The sequence below is a fragment of the Natronoarchaeum sp. GCM10025321 genome (genome assembly GCF_042663585.1).
Classification (GTDB): Archaea; Halobacteriota; Halobacteria; order Halobacteriales; family Natronoarchaeaceae; genus Natranaeroarchaeum.
In genome coordinates, this window is the sequence record NZ_JBHTAN010000006.1 from 2488652 (window position 1) to 2504042 (window position 15391).

16 protein-coding genes, 1 tRNA gene and 1 pseudogene are annotated in these 15391 nt (G+C 62.4%); 9 read left to right on the top strand and 9 right to left on the bottom strand.

Annotated elements, in window-relative coordinates:
* Window positions 1-1049: 1049 nt before the first annotated feature.
* Together ACFQL3_RS15645 and ACFQL3_RS15650 are read right to left on the bottom strand one after the other, a co-directional pair.
* Window positions 1050-1123 (bottom strand) — tRNA-Ile (locus tag ACFQL3_RS15645).
* A 104-nt stretch (window positions 1124-1227) separates the two neighbouring features.
* Entirely contained in the window at window positions 1228-1809 is a 582-nt protein-coding gene (locus tag ACFQL3_RS15650) for an FxsA family protein (RefSeq protein WP_377055964.1), read from the bottom strand.
* A gap of 130 nt (window positions 1810-1939) precedes the next feature.
* On the opposite strand from ACFQL3_RS15650, the gene ACFQL3_RS15655 reads away from it, so the two are divergent.
* Together ACFQL3_RS15655 and ACFQL3_RS15660 are read left to right on the top strand one after the other, a co-directional pair.
* Entirely contained in the window at window positions 1940-3580 is a 1641-nt protein-coding gene (locus ACFQL3_RS15655) for a DUF255 domain-containing protein (protein WP_377055966.1), read from the top strand.
* A gap of 53 nt (window positions 3581-3633) precedes the next feature.
* Window positions 3634-4437, top strand: a complete 804-nt coding sequence (locus tag ACFQL3_RS15660) for a TrmB family transcriptional regulator (RefSeq protein WP_377055967.1) — start codon at window positions 3634-3636, stop codon at window positions 4435-4437.
* Between the two features lie 142 nt (window positions 4438-4579).
* Here the strand turns inward: ACFQL3_RS15660 and mptA are convergent, their stop codons facing one another.
* Window positions 4580-5506 (bottom strand): GTP cyclohydrolase MptA, encoded by a 927-nt coding sequence (gene mptA / locus ACFQL3_RS15665; protein WP_377055969.1) that lies wholly within the window; start codon window positions 5504-5506, stop codon window positions 4580-4582.
* Between the two features lie 69 nt (window positions 5507-5575).
* A complete protein-coding gene (locus ACFQL3_RS15670) occupies window positions 5576-6400 on the bottom strand; it encodes an NAD(+)/NADH kinase (RefSeq protein ID WP_377055971.1) in 825 nt (274 codons plus the stop codon).
* Between the two features lie 248 nt (window positions 6401-6648).
* Here ACFQL3_RS15670 and ACFQL3_RS15675 point away from each other — a divergent pair, with 248 nt between their 5' ends.
* Window positions 6649-7929 (top strand): KaiC domain-containing protein, encoded by a 1281-nt coding sequence (locus ACFQL3_RS15675; RefSeq protein ID WP_377055973.1) that lies wholly within the window; start codon window positions 6649-6651, stop codon window positions 7927-7929.
* On the opposite strand, the gene ACFQL3_RS15680 is transcribed toward ACFQL3_RS15675, so the two are convergent.
* Entirely contained in the window at window positions 7926-8897 is a 972-nt protein-coding gene (locus tag ACFQL3_RS15680) for a succinylglutamate desuccinylase/aspartoacylase family protein (protein ID WP_377055975.1), read from the bottom strand. The genes ACFQL3_RS15675 and ACFQL3_RS15680 overlap by 4 nt on opposite strands.
* Before the next feature lie 138 nt (window positions 8898-9035).
* On the opposite strand from ACFQL3_RS15680, the gene ACFQL3_RS15685 reads away from it, so the two are divergent.
* Complete coding sequence (locus tag ACFQL3_RS15685) at window positions 9036-9413, top strand: hypothetical protein (RefSeq protein WP_377055977.1); 378 nt, start codon at window positions 9036-9038, stop codon at window positions 9411-9413.
* A 23-nt stretch (window positions 9414-9436) separates the two neighbouring features.
* Here ACFQL3_RS15685 and ubaA read toward each other — a convergent pair whose 3' ends face one another.
* Window positions 9437-10261, bottom strand: coding sequence for an SAMP-activating enzyme E1 (ubaA, locus tag ACFQL3_RS15690; RefSeq protein WP_377055979.1), 825 nt, complete (start codon window positions 10259-10261; stop codon window positions 9437-9439).
* Window positions 10262-10384: 123 nt separating this feature from the next.
* Here ubaA and ACFQL3_RS15695 point away from each other — a divergent pair, with 123 nt between their 5' ends.
* The 5 genes from ACFQL3_RS15695 to ACFQL3_RS15715 all read left to right on the top strand — a co-directional run bounded on the left by ACFQL3_RS15695 (window position 10385) and on the right by ACFQL3_RS15715 (window position 14485).
* On the top strand, window positions 10385-10705 hold the full coding sequence (locus ACFQL3_RS15695) for a rhodanese-like domain-containing protein (RefSeq protein ID WP_377055981.1): 321 nt from the start codon (window positions 10385-10387) through the stop codon (window positions 10703-10705).
* 195 nt (window positions 10706-10900) lie between these two features.
* Entirely contained in the window at window positions 10901-11089 is a 189-nt protein-coding gene (locus ACFQL3_RS15700; protein WP_377055983.1) for an HVO_0416 family zinc finger protein, read from the top strand.
* Window positions 11090-11274: 185 nt separating this feature from the next.
* Window positions 11275-11433, top strand: coding sequence for a DUF7563 family protein (locus ACFQL3_RS15705; protein ID WP_377055986.1), 159 nt, complete (start codon window positions 11275-11277; stop codon window positions 11431-11433).
* A 62-nt stretch (window positions 11434-11495) separates the two neighbouring features.
* Window positions 11496-13340 (top strand): UvrD-helicase domain-containing protein, encoded by a 1845-nt coding sequence (locus tag ACFQL3_RS15710; RefSeq protein ID WP_377055988.1) that lies wholly within the window; start codon window positions 11496-11498, stop codon window positions 13338-13340.
* A 5-nt stretch (window positions 13341-13345) separates the two neighbouring features.
* On the top strand, window positions 13346-14485 hold the full coding sequence (locus ACFQL3_RS15715) for a M24 family metallopeptidase (protein ID WP_377055990.1): 1140 nt from the start codon (window positions 13346-13348) through the stop codon (window positions 14483-14485).
* Here ACFQL3_RS15715 and ACFQL3_RS15720 read toward each other — a convergent pair whose 3' ends face one another.
* From ACFQL3_RS15720 to ACFQL3_RS15730, 3 genes and pseudogenes are all read right to left on the bottom strand, one after another.
* A complete protein-coding gene (locus tag ACFQL3_RS15720; protein ID WP_377055992.1) occupies window positions 14486-14692 on the bottom strand; it encodes a hypothetical protein in 207 nt (68 codons plus the stop codon).
* An 82-nt stretch (window positions 14693-14774) separates the two neighbouring features.
* Window positions 14775-15038, bottom strand: a complete 264-nt coding sequence (locus tag ACFQL3_RS15725; RefSeq protein ID WP_377055994.1) for a DUF7533 family protein — start codon at window positions 15036-15038, stop codon at window positions 14775-14777.
* 65 nt (window positions 15039-15103) lie between these two features.
* A pseudogene (locus ACFQL3_RS15730) lies at window positions 15104-15331 on the bottom strand (GNAT family N-acetyltransferase); the annotation flags it as partial.
* Window positions 15332-15391 lie beyond the last annotated feature (60 nt).

Genomic DNA, 15391 nt, shown 5'->3' on the forward strand with positions numbered 1-15391 from the left:
CAATATAGTAGTAGTATAGTATAACAGTATAATATAGTAGTACTGTAGTTAGTAGTAGTAATATAATAGACTACAATAGAGTACGATATTCCCGCCCTCAATGAATTAGAACTCGTGATTGAAACTCTCAGTATCAACTAAAGTATAGAGATGTAGTATCAAGACGGAAGAATGAGGATCTCGGTCTGTTGCTTGGTGTACTTTGGGGATCTTGATGGGGATTCGTATCTATTCTAATGGATATAAGAGGGGCGTGAGCAAGTTCTTTGAGATTATGAGTGGGATGGGGCGTTTTTCTTGAATAAATGTATCAGGGACCAGCACACGGAAGATCTGCGGTTACTCTGGTTAATTATAATATATACTGAATAAGTAGATAACTAACAGAATTATTAGTATTGGGTTGGAACATTGATCCGGGTTACTGAATGGATACATATGTGACCCCCTCTCTCAAATTTCTCCTCTGAGATCAGAAAATCTGGGTTCCTAAGTGTCCGTATTAGTATTGCAGCGAAGGTGAACAAGCGGGTCCATGGATGGAGCTACAGGATAAGCGAACTTCAGATAGCGATATATTTGAATTCAATTCTTGCTTCCGAATTAGAACGCATTGAGTCGGAGAAGATTGTTCGCTATCCCATCGGGTTAACGCTCGGTGGGATTTTTTTATTTATGAGAGTAGTTCTTTCGCGTCAACGTCGTCGGTCATGTTCTGACTTTGTTTAAGCTCTAACTCCCCCTCAATGCGTCCAAGCACTGAGGAAGCATTATGACGATCTTCCGAGTCTCGATCTCGATCATCCTTAATCTGCTCCATTTCGTGTTCGAGAAAAGCAAGCAGGCGAGGTGATAGCTCCATGTTAGATAATTGATTTACAGGCACTAAAAGGTATGGTAATTGAAATTTCGGCTGAAGTCAATCGCAAGACAGCGGCAGATTGAATCTCTCTTCAACAGATCGTCTGTTGAGATGGATGGATTTGAGAAGGCGGTATTTATAAGTAACACCGTCCCGTGTGTGGGTTTGGAATCACAAAGAAAGGGAGTGGGCCAACGCGGATTTGAACCGCGAACCTCCCGGTTATCAGCCGAGCGCTCAACCTAATTGAGCTATTGGCCCTCGAACGCATTATCGGGTAGTGTGCTCTTGTGTTTAAGCGTTTCCTTCTTCGCGTCCACCGATCACTGTCATCAGGTGACGCCCTCCCGTGGTCTGCGGGGGGGTCAGCGGTCGGGTGAGTCGTCCGAATCGTCGAACTCGACGTCGTAGGAGTCGTCGCCGAGGTCGTAGACGTCGTCGTCGCTCCCCTCGGAGCTCCCACCGACATCGAAGGGACTCTCGGTCTGGCCCGATCCGGTTCCCATCCCCCCGCCGGACGTGTCCTCGGGGAAGCCGAAGGTGTAGACCTTGCCAGTAGCGAAGCCGTCGGTCTGCTTGTCGAGGTAGGGCACGATGACGAACTTCTTGGCGACGGCTCTGATCGCGATCCGGGTCGGCGGGATGACGAGCAGGAAGCCGATGAGGTCCGTCACGAGCCCCGGCGTGAGCAGGAAGGCACCAGCAGCGATCAGGAAGCCGCCGTCGATCAGTTCGTTCGTCGGGACGCTGCCGGTCCGGAGGGTGCGTTGGAGCTTTCGGATCGTCCGTTTACCCTCGGCCTGGACGGCAAGCGTCCCGATCAGCGCCGTCAAGACGACAAGGAGCACGATCTCGAGCCCACCGATCCAGTAGAACCCGAGCGCGACCAGGAGCGCCGAGTCAAGCAGCGGGATGAGCATCAGCAGGGCCAGAATCCGCTTGAACATACGACAGGGTAGCGGCTCCGCGGTGAAAACGCTTAACACTCGATACTCGTCGGCCGAAACGCGGAGCGCCGTCCGAGATGGCCCGAGGCCGTCCCGAAGCCCTTACCCCCGCGGCGGCGTAGCCGGTGACATGGACGAACACGCAGCCCGGACCAACGTCGAGTGGCACGAGTGGGGGCCGGAGCCGTTCGAAATCGCCGACCGGGCGGGCAAACCGATCCTGCTGTCGCTCTCGGCGACGTGGTGTTCGTGGTGCCACGAGATGGACAGGGAGACGTACAGCGAGCCCCGTATTGCCGCGAACATCAACGATGGCTTCGTGCCGGTTCGCGTCGACGTCGACCGTCAGCCTCGCGTCCGCGAACGGTACAACATGGGCGGCTTTCCTTCGACGGTGTTTCTCACGCCGGACGGCGAGCTACTGACCGGATCGGGCTATCTCGGCCCCGACGGGATGCGCCAGGTGATCACGAGCGTCCGGAAGATGTGGGACTCGAAAGGCTCCGCCGCGGGGCGAATCCCGCGCAGTGTCAACGGCGAGGGGCCACCGTCGGGCGCGCTAAGCGAGGACATCGAGCGACATTTCCTCGGCTCGCTACACGAGACCTACGACGAACGCGCCGGGGGGTGGGGGACCGAAGCGAAGTTCCCGATGCCCCGGACTGTCGAGTTCGCGCTCAAGCGCGAGCGCGAGCAGGCGCTACGCACGCTGAGTGCGATCACCACGAACCTGCTCGACGAGTACGCCGGGGGCTTCTTCAGATACGCCGTCGAGGAGAACTGGGCGGACCCACACTACGAGAAGCTACTGGACACGAACGCCGCGCTGGTCCGGGCGCTCTCCAACGCGTATCTCTACACCGGTCGGGATGAGTACCGAGAGCCGGCAGAGCGCACCCTCGACTATCTGACGACGACGCTGTGGACTGGCTCGGCGTTCGCCGGCAGTCAGTCCGCAGGGAGCGGAGCAAGCTACTACACGCTGGAGCCAACCGAGCGCGAGGGCGAGGACGCACCCCCCGTAGACGAAACGGTCTTCGCCGACCGGAACGCGCTGGCTATCGATAGCCTGCTGACCTACTACGCCTACACCGACGAGGACCGGGCCCGCCAGTACGCCGAGCGAGCACTCGAGCACCTCCGTGCCGAACTGATCGACGGGGGGGAGATACTCCATTACGAGGGCGACGAGACGGTCGAACGCCTCCTCCTGTCGGATCAGGCGCACACCCTCGCGGCGCTGCTCACTGCCAGAGAGGTCCTCGGTGCCGAGACGGTCGAACTCGCGCGGACAGTCGCCGACGCGACCATCGACGAACTGTTTACCGAGGGCTCGTTCCGCGACGGCCCCGCAGCGGGGCTGGGCCTGCTCGACAGGCCGCTCCGGCCGCTCGACGACAACGTCGAGATGGCCGACGCGTTGCTCGATCTGGCCCTCATCACGGGCGAAGATCGGTACCGCGAAGTCGCTTGCGAGACCGTCGAAGCCTTCGCCGGCGCGTACGACCGCTTCGGGCCGCAGGTGGCTGGCTTCGGGTCGGTCACCGCTCGGCTGCTACACGACACGCTGACGATTCACGTCGCGGATTCCGCGGGCTCGGAACTGCACCGCGCCGCACTGCGCGTCGGCGACCACGAGAAGGTCGTTGTCCCAGAGACGACGGGAATCGAGGACGGCACTGCACTCGTACAGCGCGGCGACCGCTCGGCAGAGCCAGCGGCGGATCCGGCCGAACTGGAGAGTCGCGTCCGGGAGCTCTCGACCGAGTAACATAGATTACAAACGGTCGGTGCGTTTATACTGTTCGAGCGTTTTTTGGGGGTATGGCCAGTCTCAGGGATCTCGGGCTATCCGAGTACGAGGCACGTGCATACCGGTCGCTTCTCAACACCGGACCCACAACTGCGAAAGAGTTGTCACGGGTGAGTGACGTGCCAATGGGCCGGATCTACGACGTGCTCAACAGTATCGAACAGTACAACCTGGTCCGGACCCAGACCGCGAGCAGGCCGAAAAAGTACGTCGCCGTCGAGCCCTCGACTGCGCTCGATCGACTGCTCGACGACAAGAAACGCGAACTCGAAGAGAAGGCCGACCAGTACGAGGAGATCGTCGACGATCTGGCGACCGAACTCCACGCCGCAGAGCCGGTCGAAGACCAGTTCTGGACGGCCGCAGTCGGCGCAGAAGAGACCGCCGACCTGCTCGTCGAGCGACTCTCGGCGGCCGACGAACGGATCGTCGTCGTCGCCTCCGACCAGACCTCGTTGTTCGATCAGGGCGACATCGGAACGCTCGTCGCAAAACAACTCGAAGCCGCTATCGACCGCGGCATCGACATCAAGGTGCTGATGACGCCCGGGCTAGTCGATTCCCTGCCCGAGACCGTCGGCGAGCGCCACCGCGAAACGCTCTCGCCCAGCCCCGACTACGAGGTTCGGGTCAGCGATGACGTGACGGGGACGTTCAACATCATCGACGACGTCGAGGTCTGTATCCAGGTTCCCCATCCGCTGGCGGCAAACGATACGTTCGGCATGATCGATCTGAAAGACCCAGAGTTTGCGACCAACATCCACGACGAGTTCGTCCCGCGCTGGGAAGACGCCCGAACCCTCTCGTTCTAGTTCTCGCCGTCCTCACAGCCGCTCGGGGCGGGATCGAGTTCCCAGTTACGCTCGACGCGTCCGGCCTCACCCACCATCGGCAACGGTATTGTCCGGGTACAGCCGACCGGTTATAAAATAGCGTCCGTCAGACGCCGGGGGCTCAGTTCCGGACTTCCGCGCGGAGTTGGCCCATCCCGATATGTCGTTCGGCGTGGGCGTTGTGCTGGTGGATCGACTCGTCGTTGGACTGGCGCATGGAGATCACCGCGTCGTCGCCCAGGTCGGGGAACTCTTCGACGACGCCCTCGGCCATCGCACGGACGCAGTCCTCGACGAACTTGGCGTCGGCGTGGGACTCGTAGGTCATGTGGTCCTCGTCAGGGCGTTTGGCCATGTTGTAGATCCGACCGCTCATCGAGTCTTTGGCGACTTCGATCAGGTCGCGCAGGTCGACTTCGGGTGCGCCGGGGCTCTCGATAGTGATCTTGGCGTGGCCGCGCTGGGAGTGTCCCGGCTGGGGGACATCGTCGAGGAACTCCTCGACTGCGTCGGCATCTACATCTAGTTCTTCGAGTTTGTCGCGGGCGCGGGATTCGGACATCCCCTGTGAGCAGGGACAGACCGTCATCCCGGTGACGTCGACACCGATCATCTCACGAGTCCCGTCCTCAGTCGCCGTTGCACTCGCAGTGATATCGACGGTGCTCTGGGTCTCCTTGTCGGAGGCCGGCGTCTGTTCGCGCTGAACGAGTTCGGCCTCCATCGCGACGGTAACCTCGCTGGTGTACTCGTGTTTCTCGATCAGACGTTCGGCGGCGTCGCCACAGACGTCCTCGACGCGGTAGGCCTCGTCCCGGGTCGCGTCCTCGAGCGTCTCGTCGATGACCTCCATGTTTCGGCTCATGTCGGCGCCTTTGCGCCAGGAGGGCAGATCGACGAACACTTCGAACTCGGCCATCAGCACGATAGGGCGCTTGTTGGGGCGGGCGAGTTTGACCAGTTTCTCCACATCCGTGACGCCGACCTGACTCAGGCCAACGGTAACGTCCGGGCGCGTCGCTTGGACGTCCGGCAGTTGCTCACTCATCGAACCGTTTTAAGGGTGTCAACTGATTAGTCCTTTCGATAGGGGCACTTCTGCTACTCGCCGAGAGGGTCACTCCAGTTTCTTCAGCGCCTCGAAATAGTCGACGCTTCCCCCTGCGATTCTGACCGGGACCTCGGCCGTACTGACGGTGACAGTGGCCGGCGGATCGATCCGCTCTCTGGTCCGACCGTCGCTGACCACGAACGCCTCCTCGGCGCCCGAAACGGAGACCGACACTGTGCTGTCGATGTCGACAGCAAGCGACGGCATCGAGTCCGTCGGACACATCTCGGTGAGGACGATTGCCTCGATAGAGGGATGGACCAGCGGACCACCCTCGCTGAGGTTGTACGCAGTGCTACCGGTCGGCGTCGAGACGAGCACGCCGTCCGCGTGGCCGGTCGTGTACACTTCGTCATCGACGCGGACGGTGAAGTCGGCCCCGTTACCATGGCCTCGCTGGGGACCCTGAAACGCTATCTCGTTGATCGCCGGTTCGAGCGACCAGTCACCGTTGCTCGCCCGGAGGCGGGGTATCTCTCGCGAGCGGGCCCGGCCCGTCTCGCGGAGCTGTTCGACTTCGGCGGTGACGGCCTCGATGGCATCGGCTGGCGCGATGGCGTTCAGAAAGCCGACCTCGCCGAGGTTGATGCCCATGATCGGCGTCGACCCCGCGCCACGGGCGGCGTACAGAAAGGTGCCGTCGCCGCCGATGGAGACGACCAGATCACACTCGGCCATCTCGTTGACGTCGACTCCGGGACGGTCGAGTGCGCCAGCGGTGGCGGTGTCGAGCGTCGTCGTCAGATCGTCCGCTTCGAGCGTCCCGACTAGTTCGGCCGCGAGACTCACTGCCTGCTCGTTGTCCCGCTGTGCGACAATCCCGACGTACATGGAGTCGGGTAGCATGCGGGGAGTAAAAAGCCCCCCGTTGACGGCGGGACTGGAGCAAAGTTAATCAGGACCCGGTGTCTGATTGGAGATAGTACGGCCGTTGTCCAGCGATGCTATCGGAACCGATATGAACCATACGAACACGCTCAACGCGTCAGGAGGGTTGCGCCCGGGTAACGGACCATCTCCAGCGACTGCTGGGAGCCACTGCCGGGCTACCGATACTGCCGAAACCGCAGGTGGGCGTCGTGAGTGAGGGCGACGGTTCCGGTCACGAGAACGACGACCCCGAGGAAGCGCAGACGGATCCCGACCACGAGGACGACGACTGGTTCGAGCAGGCGCTTGCAGCGGAAGAGGGCGACGCGGAGGACCTCTTCTCGGGCGAGTGGGCTCTCGAGGAGGCCGACGAGCATGCAGACGACGCCGAAGCGCCAGGAAGCGAAGACGACGAAGCGGACGAGGTGGCCGCACGGTCCTCGTCGGTGGATCAGGCTGCCGACGACCTCGAAGACGCGTTCGAAGAGATAGCCGTGGACGAGAAGCCGGACCCCTTGGAGAGCCTCCAGAACGCAGAGCGGGACGCCAGAACGGTCGACGAGACGGATCCTGGTACTGACGAGGGGGCGGGCGATAGCGGACTGTTCGATCGGGGGTTCGGCGACGCGCTCGGCCAGGCTCCCGACATTCCAGCGGAGTCCGATGACGTCTCCGCCGACGGTGACGACCTGGATATCGACGAGGAGTTCGACATCGACGGGGAGTTTGAGATGGGGGCCGACGACTTCGAGACGCTCGGCGGCGGCGGGTTCGAGGGGGATCCCGACTCGGATATCGACCGGATCGCCCTCGGCATCGAAGGCCTCGATGCGATGGTGCAGGGCGGCATCCCCGCCCGCGCGCTGATGGTCGCCATCGGGAGCGCCGGGACGGGGAAAACGACGCTCGGCCTGCAGTTCCTCGCGGAAGGACTGCGAAACGGCGAGCGCGCTGTCTACATCACCCTGGAGGAGTCACGCCGGCGCGTCATCCGAAGTGCGACCGAGAAGGGGTTCTCCTTCGACGAGTACGCCGAAGACGGGGATCTGGCAGTTGTCGACATCGACCCCGTCGAGATGGCAAACAGCCTTCAGAGCATCCGGAGCGAACTCCCGCGACTCATCGACGAGTTCGGGGCGTCCCGACTCGTGCTCGACTCGGTCTCGCTGCTGGAGATGATGTACGACGACCGCGCGGCCAGACGAAACGAGATCTACGGCTTCACCAAGAGCCTGAAGAAAGCGGGCGTCACGACGCTGCTGACCAGCGAGGCGAGCGAGGAGTCGGCGTTCGCCTCCCGCCACGGCATCGTCGAGTATCTCACCGACGCCGTCTTCGTCCTGCAGTACATCCGCCCCTCCGATTTCCGGGAGACACAACTCGCCATCGAGATCCAGAAGATCCGCGACGCCAACCACTCCCGGGAGACCAAACCCTACGAGATTACGGACGACGGCATCAACGTCTACCGGCAGGCGAACATCTTCTAGTCGACGACGGCGATACCCGCAAGCCGATCGCCGACCGTTACTGTCGCCTCTCGGGTGAGCGCGTAGAGGACGCCTTCACGCTCCGTACGGACGGTCTGGAGCGTCTCGTAGGTCGCCGGATCGTACACCGTCCCGAGCGTCGACCCCTCGGGAATCGTCTCACCGAGTTCGTAATCGCCGGTGACCCGAAACAGCCCCGATCCAGTTGCGTCGACGTTGCCAAGGTGGTTGCGCGCGTCCTGTCTCTTGCCGTTTTCGACTGGCGACCCCGCCAGGATATCGAGTTCGCGGAGAACGTTGAACAGGCCCGTCACGCCGGTATCGATTGCGGATTCGACGAACTGTTTGTTGTGTGCTAACTCGGGTGTGATCGCCGAAATCCCTTCGCGGGCCGCGGCGACCCGGAGTTTCCCGCCGAAGCCGCGCTCTTGCCACTCGTCGGGGGCGTCCTCGCCAGATGGCTCCGCCAGCAGGAGGTCGGTACCGAACGTCTCGGCCAGCGATCTGGAGCGGTCGTCGCCCTCCGTGTAGACGACGTGTGGGTACATATCCGGGCTTCCCGTGTGCAGGTCGACGACGATGTCGGCATCACCGGCGTACTCCCAGAGTTCGGCGGCCATCCGCTGGTGGAGCGTCCCCTCGTCGTGGCCCGGCCAGACGCGGTTCATATTCGGGTTGACGCTGTCTAGCTGTTCGGGCGTCGTGTAGGAGACCCGATCGAAGGTTAGCGGGTTCGCCACAGGGACTGCGATCACCGTCCCCGCGCGAGTGTCGGCGGCAAGCCGGTCGTGAACTCGCCGGAGCACCTCGGTCCCGTTGATCTCCCGGCCGTGCTGAGCGGCCTGGACGTACACCGTCGGCCCCGATTCGTCGCCCTCGTACCGGTGGATCGTCGTCGAAATCTCCGTCCCCGACGGAAGCCGTGCCAGGGTCACGCGCTCGGCCGCGTGTCCGGCGCTCTCGCTCATACGTCCACCTTTGCGAGCACGATAATAGGCTTTCGCCACGGGACTCGTCTCTGCAGGCGCTCTCGGTCGGAGTTTCGGACTGGGAGGACTCCGGCCGTGAAAGGTAAGCTTATTATCATTCCTATCGAACTGTCGGGTATGCCCTCCCGAGAAAACGCCGTCGTCGTAGTGTCCGCTCTGGCAACAATCACCGCCCTCGGAGTGCTGACCGCCGTGGAAGCGACGGTCGGGATGCCCGCCGACTGGGGCGCAGTCGTTGCGTTCCTGCTCTTTGTCGCATTCGGATACGTAGCCCCGCAAGCGTATCTGATGCGCGTCGACGACTCCGTCTCCAGCGCCTCGCGGATGGGCGTCGTCGTTCTCATGCTCGGTCTTCTCTCGGTGATGTTCACCGATACCGTCTCCGGCGTGCAACAGGACGTTATCTGGGGAACCGTCGTGGTGTCGGTACTTGCGGTCTTCGTGTATCAGGCGCGCGAGGGATACCGGCAGTCGGTCGCGAGCAACAGTGCGTAGCGCCACGGAGCACGAGACAGAACTCAGTCGGCACCGATCGAGCACGTCTCGACGTATTCGACGTCGTGGACGGACTCGATAGCGGGGTCGTCGCCACAGACCGGACAGTCCGGATTCTTGCGGATCTCGACCTCGTCGAACTCCATCGCCATCGCGTCGTAAAACAGGAGTCGACCATCGAGCAGGTCGCCCTGGCCGAGAATCATTTTCACCGCTTCGGTCGCCTGGATACAGCCGACTGTGCCCGGCAACACGCCCAACACGCCCGCCGTCGCGCAGTCGGCCACCATCCCATCCGGCGGCGCTTCGGGGAACACACAGCGGTAACACGGTGAGTCCTCGGTCGCGGGGAACGTGGTGATCTGGCCCTCGAACTGGAAGATTGCACCGTGGGTGAACGGCACCCCGGCAAGCGTGCAGGCGTCGTTGACGAGATAGCGCGTCTGGAAGTTGTCACTGCCATCGATCACGAGGTCGTAGTCGGCAATCAGCGCATTGACGTTCTCCGTGGTGACGCGAGTCTCGTGTTTATCGACGTCGACATCGGGGTTCAGCTCCGCGACGAACTCGGCGGCGCTATCGACTTTCGGCCGGCCGACGTCGTCGTCGCCGTGGATCACCTGGCGCTGGAGGTTCGACCGCTCGACGACGTCGTTGTCGGCGATGCCGATGCGGCCGACGCCCGCCGCGGCAAGATACTGGATGATTGGCGCGCCAAGCCCACCCGCACCGATCACGAGCACCGAGGCGTCGAGCAGGCGCTTTTGCCCGTCCGGTCCCACGTCGTCCATGATGACGTGCCGAGAGTACCGGTCCAGTTGGACCGGGTCGAGGTTCAGATCGCTCATACGTACTGTTTGGACCAGGACTCGAATAAACGGGACGGTTCAGGAGGGCACTCCGACAGCGGATCGGCAGAACATCGCGCTGCCGAAGCCCTTTACCCGAATCGAACCGAACAACCGATATTGATGGTCGAGGATATCGCACCCGAAACGGTCAACGAGAAGTTGGAGAACGGCGACAACCTGCAGGTCGTCGACATCCGCCGGCCGCCCCAGTTCGCCCGAGGGCACATCCCCGGCGCCGAGAACGTTCCGTTCCCCGAACTCCCCCAGCGCGTCGACGAGCACGACTGGGGCGACGAAATCGTCGTCGTCTGCCCGGTCGGCAAGAGTTCACAGAAGGCCGCACGGATGCTCGAATCGTACGAGGGCGTCGACGAGGACGCTCGCGTGCTCAATCTCGAAGGCGGCTATCGCGCCTGGGAGTTCGACCTCGAAGAGGCCTGATCCGAACTGTACTGCCGTCAGTCGTGTATCACCGACAGGACCGTCCGACGGAGCGAGCTATTAGGTGTGACAAACTTGCCATATTACTATAGATAGTTGTACGTTCGTCCACGGATCCGTTGGTTTGCGGAGGAACTGGCAAGGGTTTCCCGGCCACCAAGCTTTATTAGCGTGGTGTGTGAACAGGTACCGTGTATGGCGTCCGCACCCAACGATGCCGGAGACGATCTGATCGACAACTTCCTTTCACGTCACGGCCACGAAACAGAACCCGTAGGATGGGAGCGGAACTATAACAAGCTACAGTGTCCGGAATGTGGCGGTCTCCACGACGAAGACGCATCCAGTTGCTCCGTCTGTGGTTGGTCGCCGACCCGACCGTAACGAAGGAGAGACGACTCGCTGTTCGACGTTTTTTTGCAATCGTGCTCCGGAGCAGTGCCTCTGTGAGTGCCGGAGCCCATGCCGTCGCGTTCGACCGTTCGCTCCGGGAAGCCATCTGTAATTCTTAGGCCGATATCGCCAGTAAAATTATATAGATGGCTTCCTCACGTTCCTCTGGAGAACGCATGCCACACTGTCAGAACTGCAATTCGTTTGTCACAGTCGATTACGCGCGAGTGTTCACGCCCCGCGGCGTTGACGAACCGCGGGTCTGCCCGCAGTGTGACGACCTGATTCGGGAGGGAAGCGACGTCCGCGAAGCCCGCTCGTCCCGGGGGAACTGACCGCTGATAGGCCCAGAGCGAAGCCACGGGGCTTATAGTGTTTCGTATAGTGATACTGTGTAATGACTGCAGCCGATACGTCCGTCACCCGCCTGTTCGGTGGTCCTGGAAGCGGGAAGACGACGGCGCTTCTCGACCGGGTCGAAGACCTTCTGGAAGACGGAACGGTGAGCCAGCGTGACGTGCTCGTCGTCTCCTACACACGGGCCGCCGCCGCGGAGATCCGCGAACGGCTGGCCGAGCGACTCGACGAGAACCCACGAGCACTCAAGGGCAACGTCTGCACGATGCACGCGAAGGCCTACGAACTGCTCGATCTCTCCCGGAACGACGTCGTCGGCGAGTCCGACAAGGAGGAGTTCTGTGAGGACTACGGTATCGAGTTCGAGGACGAGTACGGCGGTGGGGGCCGACGAACCGCCCGGTCGACGACGCTTGGCAACAAGATCATCGCGACGAGCCAGTGGCTCCAGCGCACCCAGCGTGACGTCTCCGACTGGTACGACGTACCGTTCAAGTGGGACGTCGAGGAGATCCGACTGCCGCCGGACGTCGATCCGAACGCACAGGACGGCGGGAAGTACACGCCGACCTGGCCGAGCGACGACGACCGTGTCGACGTTCCCGAAGCGATCCGTGCCTGGCGGAACTACAAGGGCGATCAGGGGGTCGTCGGCTTCGCCGACATGCTCGAACGCGTCAAACAGCGCTCCCTCCTCCCGAACGTCGACTACCTGGTGATCGACGAGTTTCAGGACATCACCAAACTGCAGTACGGCGTCTACGAGGAGTGGAAACCGTACATGCAGAAGGTGCTGATCGCCGGCGACGACGATCAGGTCGTCTACTCCTGGCAGGGTGCCGATCCCGCCCTGCTGCTCGACGAGGAAGTCGACGAGGACGTCATTCTGCCGAACTCCTACCGGCTCCCCTCGAACGTCCTGAACGTCGTCAACCGGGAGATCCAACATATCGACCAGCGCCAGGACAAGGACCTGAACCCGCGCAAGGAGGGCGGCGTCGTACAGGGCGAGGAAAGCCCCTCCATGCTCGACCTGGTTCGGGAGGTCCGCGCGACGGTCGATGAGACCGACGAGGAGACCGTGATGTTGCTGTTCCGGGCGCGCTACCAGATGTTCCAGTTCATCGACGAGTTCATCACCGAAGGGATCCCGTTCAGCGTCCTCACCGACCAGCGGATGTGGACCGACCGGCTGACCCAGTTCGTCCAGGCGATCGAGGCACTCGACACCGACGAACCGATCAACGGTCTGGAAGCGCGCCGACTGGCCGACATGCTCGCGGATTCGGCCTTCGGCTCGAACGACCGCGACGAACTGTTCGACGCCATCGAAGACCGCGAGGAGGAAGCGGGCGTCGACGACATCGTAAACCTCACCATCGAACCGGACCTGATCGGCGAGCACGTCCCGTTCATGCCCGGCCCGAAGTCCGCGGCCGACATGTCCCGAAAAGTGACGAGTTTCCAGAAAAAGAGCGTCACCGCCTACTTCGCCGTCGGCGAGTATATCGGGATGGACACCGAGCGCGTCCGACTGGGCACGATCCACAGCGCGAAAGGCCGCGAGGCCGACCACGTCTTCGTCGGCACCGACCTGACCGAGAAGGTCGTCGAGCAGATGGCCGCCACGGTCGAGGATCCGACCGACGTCCCCGGCTGTGAGGAGTTCACGAAGACGACCAACCCCGTCCCGACGCTGACCGACAACGAACGGCGCGTCTTCTACGTCGGGATGAGCCGTGCTCGCGAGCGACTCGTCATCATGGAGAACCTGGTCAGTGGCGCGCCCACACTCCCCATCGACGTCTTGCTCCACAACGAACCCGACGAGCGGCCCATCGACGACCTGTTGATAGAAGCACGAGAGCCCCTCGAAGCACAGTAAGCCGGATGAGCGGATCGAAAGCGCCTGCAACAGCCGATTTCGACTGGTTGGCTGCCGAACTCGCTGGGCGCGACGCCACCGGATTCGTCCACGTGGGCCACGACTCGTCGATCCGGTACTGCACCGGCTACGACGGCGCTACACCTGTCGCGTTCGTCTACACCTCGAAAGCGGCAGTGCTCTGTCTGCCGACGACGGTCGAGGGCGTCCCGGAGTTCTCCAGCATGGTCCGGCGGTTCGATGCACGACGCCGACATCCCGGGCAGGCGGCGGCGAGCGTGCTCGACGAACAATCGGGAGAGACGACGGGAACCGTTCTCGTCCCCCCGCCGATTCCTCACGACGCCGCGCTCTATCTCGAAGAGGCGGGCTACGAACTGGCGTCGAGCGACGTCGTCGAGCGCGCCCGCCGGGAGAAAACGGAGTGGGAGCAGACCCGCACCACGTTCGCACAGGGCGTCGCCGTCGAAGGAGTCGACCGGGCACGCGCGGTGCTCGCCGAGGCGGAGCACTCCGGCAATCGGCTACTCTGGGATGGCGAACTGTTGACGGCTACTCGCCTGCGAGGAGCTATCGACGAGGCGATGGTCGCCGCAGGTGGCCTCCCGAGCGGCACCACACGGGTCGGCGTCGGCGGGCCGCCCGAGACGCCGAGCGTCGACGTACCGATTCCGCAAGCCGCGACGGTTACGGTCGACGTTGCACCGCGGGTGCCAGCAGGCTATCACGGTCACCTCACTCGCACTCTCGTCGTCGACGGCGATGGGGGCTGGAACCGCCGCGCCCACGTCGCAGTGACGAACGCCCGGTCTGCCGCACTGGCGACGCTCGACGCGGGGGCGGGCGTCACGACGGGCGAACTCCACCGCGAACTGGTCGCCGAACTCGGCGCATACGGCTTCGACCCGTCGCCGGAGTCCGGCGACGTCATCGCGAACCTCGGCCACGGCGTCGGCCTCGACCCGTACGAGTCGCCGCCTGTCGACGGGACGGCCGAACTCCCCGCCGGCACAGTGCTGGCGCTCCGGCCGGGACTGGCCACATCCGAGCACGGCTACGTGGCTGTGGGGGATCTGATACTCGTCGAAGAGGACGGCGCACGGCCGGTCGTCGAGTATCCGCCGGGGATGCAGGTCGGCGACTGATCAGGACGAACCGAGAAAATACTTCAGTCCCATCGCCCAGAACGACGCGAAAAAGACGACGGCAGCGGCGATACCGATCGTCTGGTCGTCGATTCCGAACGGGGAGAGGACGACGTTCAATACGAGCAGTACGGCGAAAAAGCCGACGAGGCCGACGAATACGGACACCGCCATCCCGAGTTCACCGGCGAACGATCGAAGAGCCATACGGATCCGTCTGTGGACGGATGATAAATACATTTGCATAGCCGTTGGTGTTGCAGTAAAATTGAAGAAATATACTATGCGATCACTCGTGCTCGGGCGGCGCGTCGGAGTCAGCCTCGTCGGGGTCCCGGATGAACCGTCCGACGGTCTTCTTCGCGACGATCGAGGGCACGTCGAACGGGGTCGTCAGGAACCGTTCCGCGAGCACCATTACGACGCCGAGACCGACGAACAGCAGTCCGATCGAGTTGCCGGCGAGATAGATGTTACTGCCCGCGTAGACCATCGGAATGGCGACGGCGAGCGCGCCGACCATCGTCAGCGACTCGAAAAAGCCCAGTTGCATCGGGTCGACGTAGGCGCGGCGACGACAAAAACACTCCGGGCTTGCTCGGCGGGCGTGTGGAGTGATTACGCCTGTGAGTAGGTCATCCGCACCAGCGGTTCGACACCGCCCTCTGGCACCTCCATCTCGGGGTCGAACAGATCGAAGCCGACCGATTCGTAGTACGGCACTAGCCCGCGCCGACAGAGCAGGGAGAGCCCGGCGACCTCCTGGAGGTCGGGATGCTCGACGACCGCCGTCATCAGCGTCTCGCCGAGGCCCTCCCCGCGGTAGTCCGTCGCGACTAGCACGTCAAAGACGTTCGCGTAGTAGGTTTAATCGGTCAGCACGCGCGCCGAGGCCACGAGTTCGCC

Coding starts and splice junctions, on each gene's coding strand:
- ACFQL3_RS15650 (WP_377055964.1), bottom strand. CDS start 1,809: ATGTTCAAGCGGATTCTGGCCCTGCTGATGCTCATCCCGCTGCTTGAC.
- ACFQL3_RS15655 (WP_377055966.1), top strand. CDS start 1,940: ATGGACGAACACGCAGCCCGGACCAACGTCGAGTGGCACGAGTGGGGG.
- ACFQL3_RS15660 (WP_377055967.1), top strand. CDS start 3,634: ATGGCCAGTCTCAGGGATCTCGGGCTATCCGAGTACGAGGCACGTGCA.
- mptA (WP_377055969.1), bottom strand. CDS start 5,506: ATGAGTGAGCAACTGCCGGACGTCCAAGCGACGCGCCCGGACGTTACC.
- ACFQL3_RS15670 (WP_377055971.1), bottom strand. CDS start 6,400: ATGTACGTCGGGATTGTCGCACAGCGGGACAACGAGCAGGCAGTGAGT.
- ACFQL3_RS15680 (WP_377055975.1), bottom strand. CDS start 8,897: ATGAGCGAGAGCGCCGGACACGCGGCCGAGCGCGTGACCCTGGCACGG.
- ACFQL3_RS15685 (WP_377055977.1), top strand. CDS start 9,036: ATGCCCTCCCGAGAAAACGCCGTCGTCGTAGTGTCCGCTCTGGCAACA.
- ubaA (WP_377055979.1), bottom strand. CDS start 10,261: ATGAGCGATCTGAACCTCGACCCGGTCCAACTGGACCGGTACTCTCGG.
- ACFQL3_RS15695 (WP_377055981.1), top strand. CDS start 10,385: ATGGTCGAGGATATCGCACCCGAAACGGTCAACGAGAAGTTGGAGAAC.
- ACFQL3_RS15700 (WP_377055983.1), top strand. CDS start 10,901: ATGGCGTCCGCACCCAACGATGCCGGAGACGATCTGATCGACAACTTC.
- ACFQL3_RS15705 (WP_377055986.1), top strand. CDS start 11,275: ATGCCACACTGTCAGAACTGCAATTCGTTTGTCACAGTCGATTACGCG.
- ACFQL3_RS15710 (WP_377055988.1), top strand. CDS start 11,496: ATGACTGCAGCCGATACGTCCGTCACCCGCCTGTTCGGTGGTCCTGGA.
- ACFQL3_RS15715 (WP_377055990.1), top strand. CDS start 13,346: ATGAGCGGATCGAAAGCGCCTGCAACAGCCGATTTCGACTGGTTGGCT.
- ACFQL3_RS15720 (WP_377055992.1), bottom strand. CDS start 14,692: ATGGCTCTTCGATCGTTCGCCGGTGAACTCGGGATGGCGGTGTCCGTA.
- ACFQL3_RS15725 (WP_377055994.1), bottom strand. CDS start 15,038: ATGCAACTGGGCTTTTTCGAGTCGCTGACGATGGTCGGCGCGCTCGCC.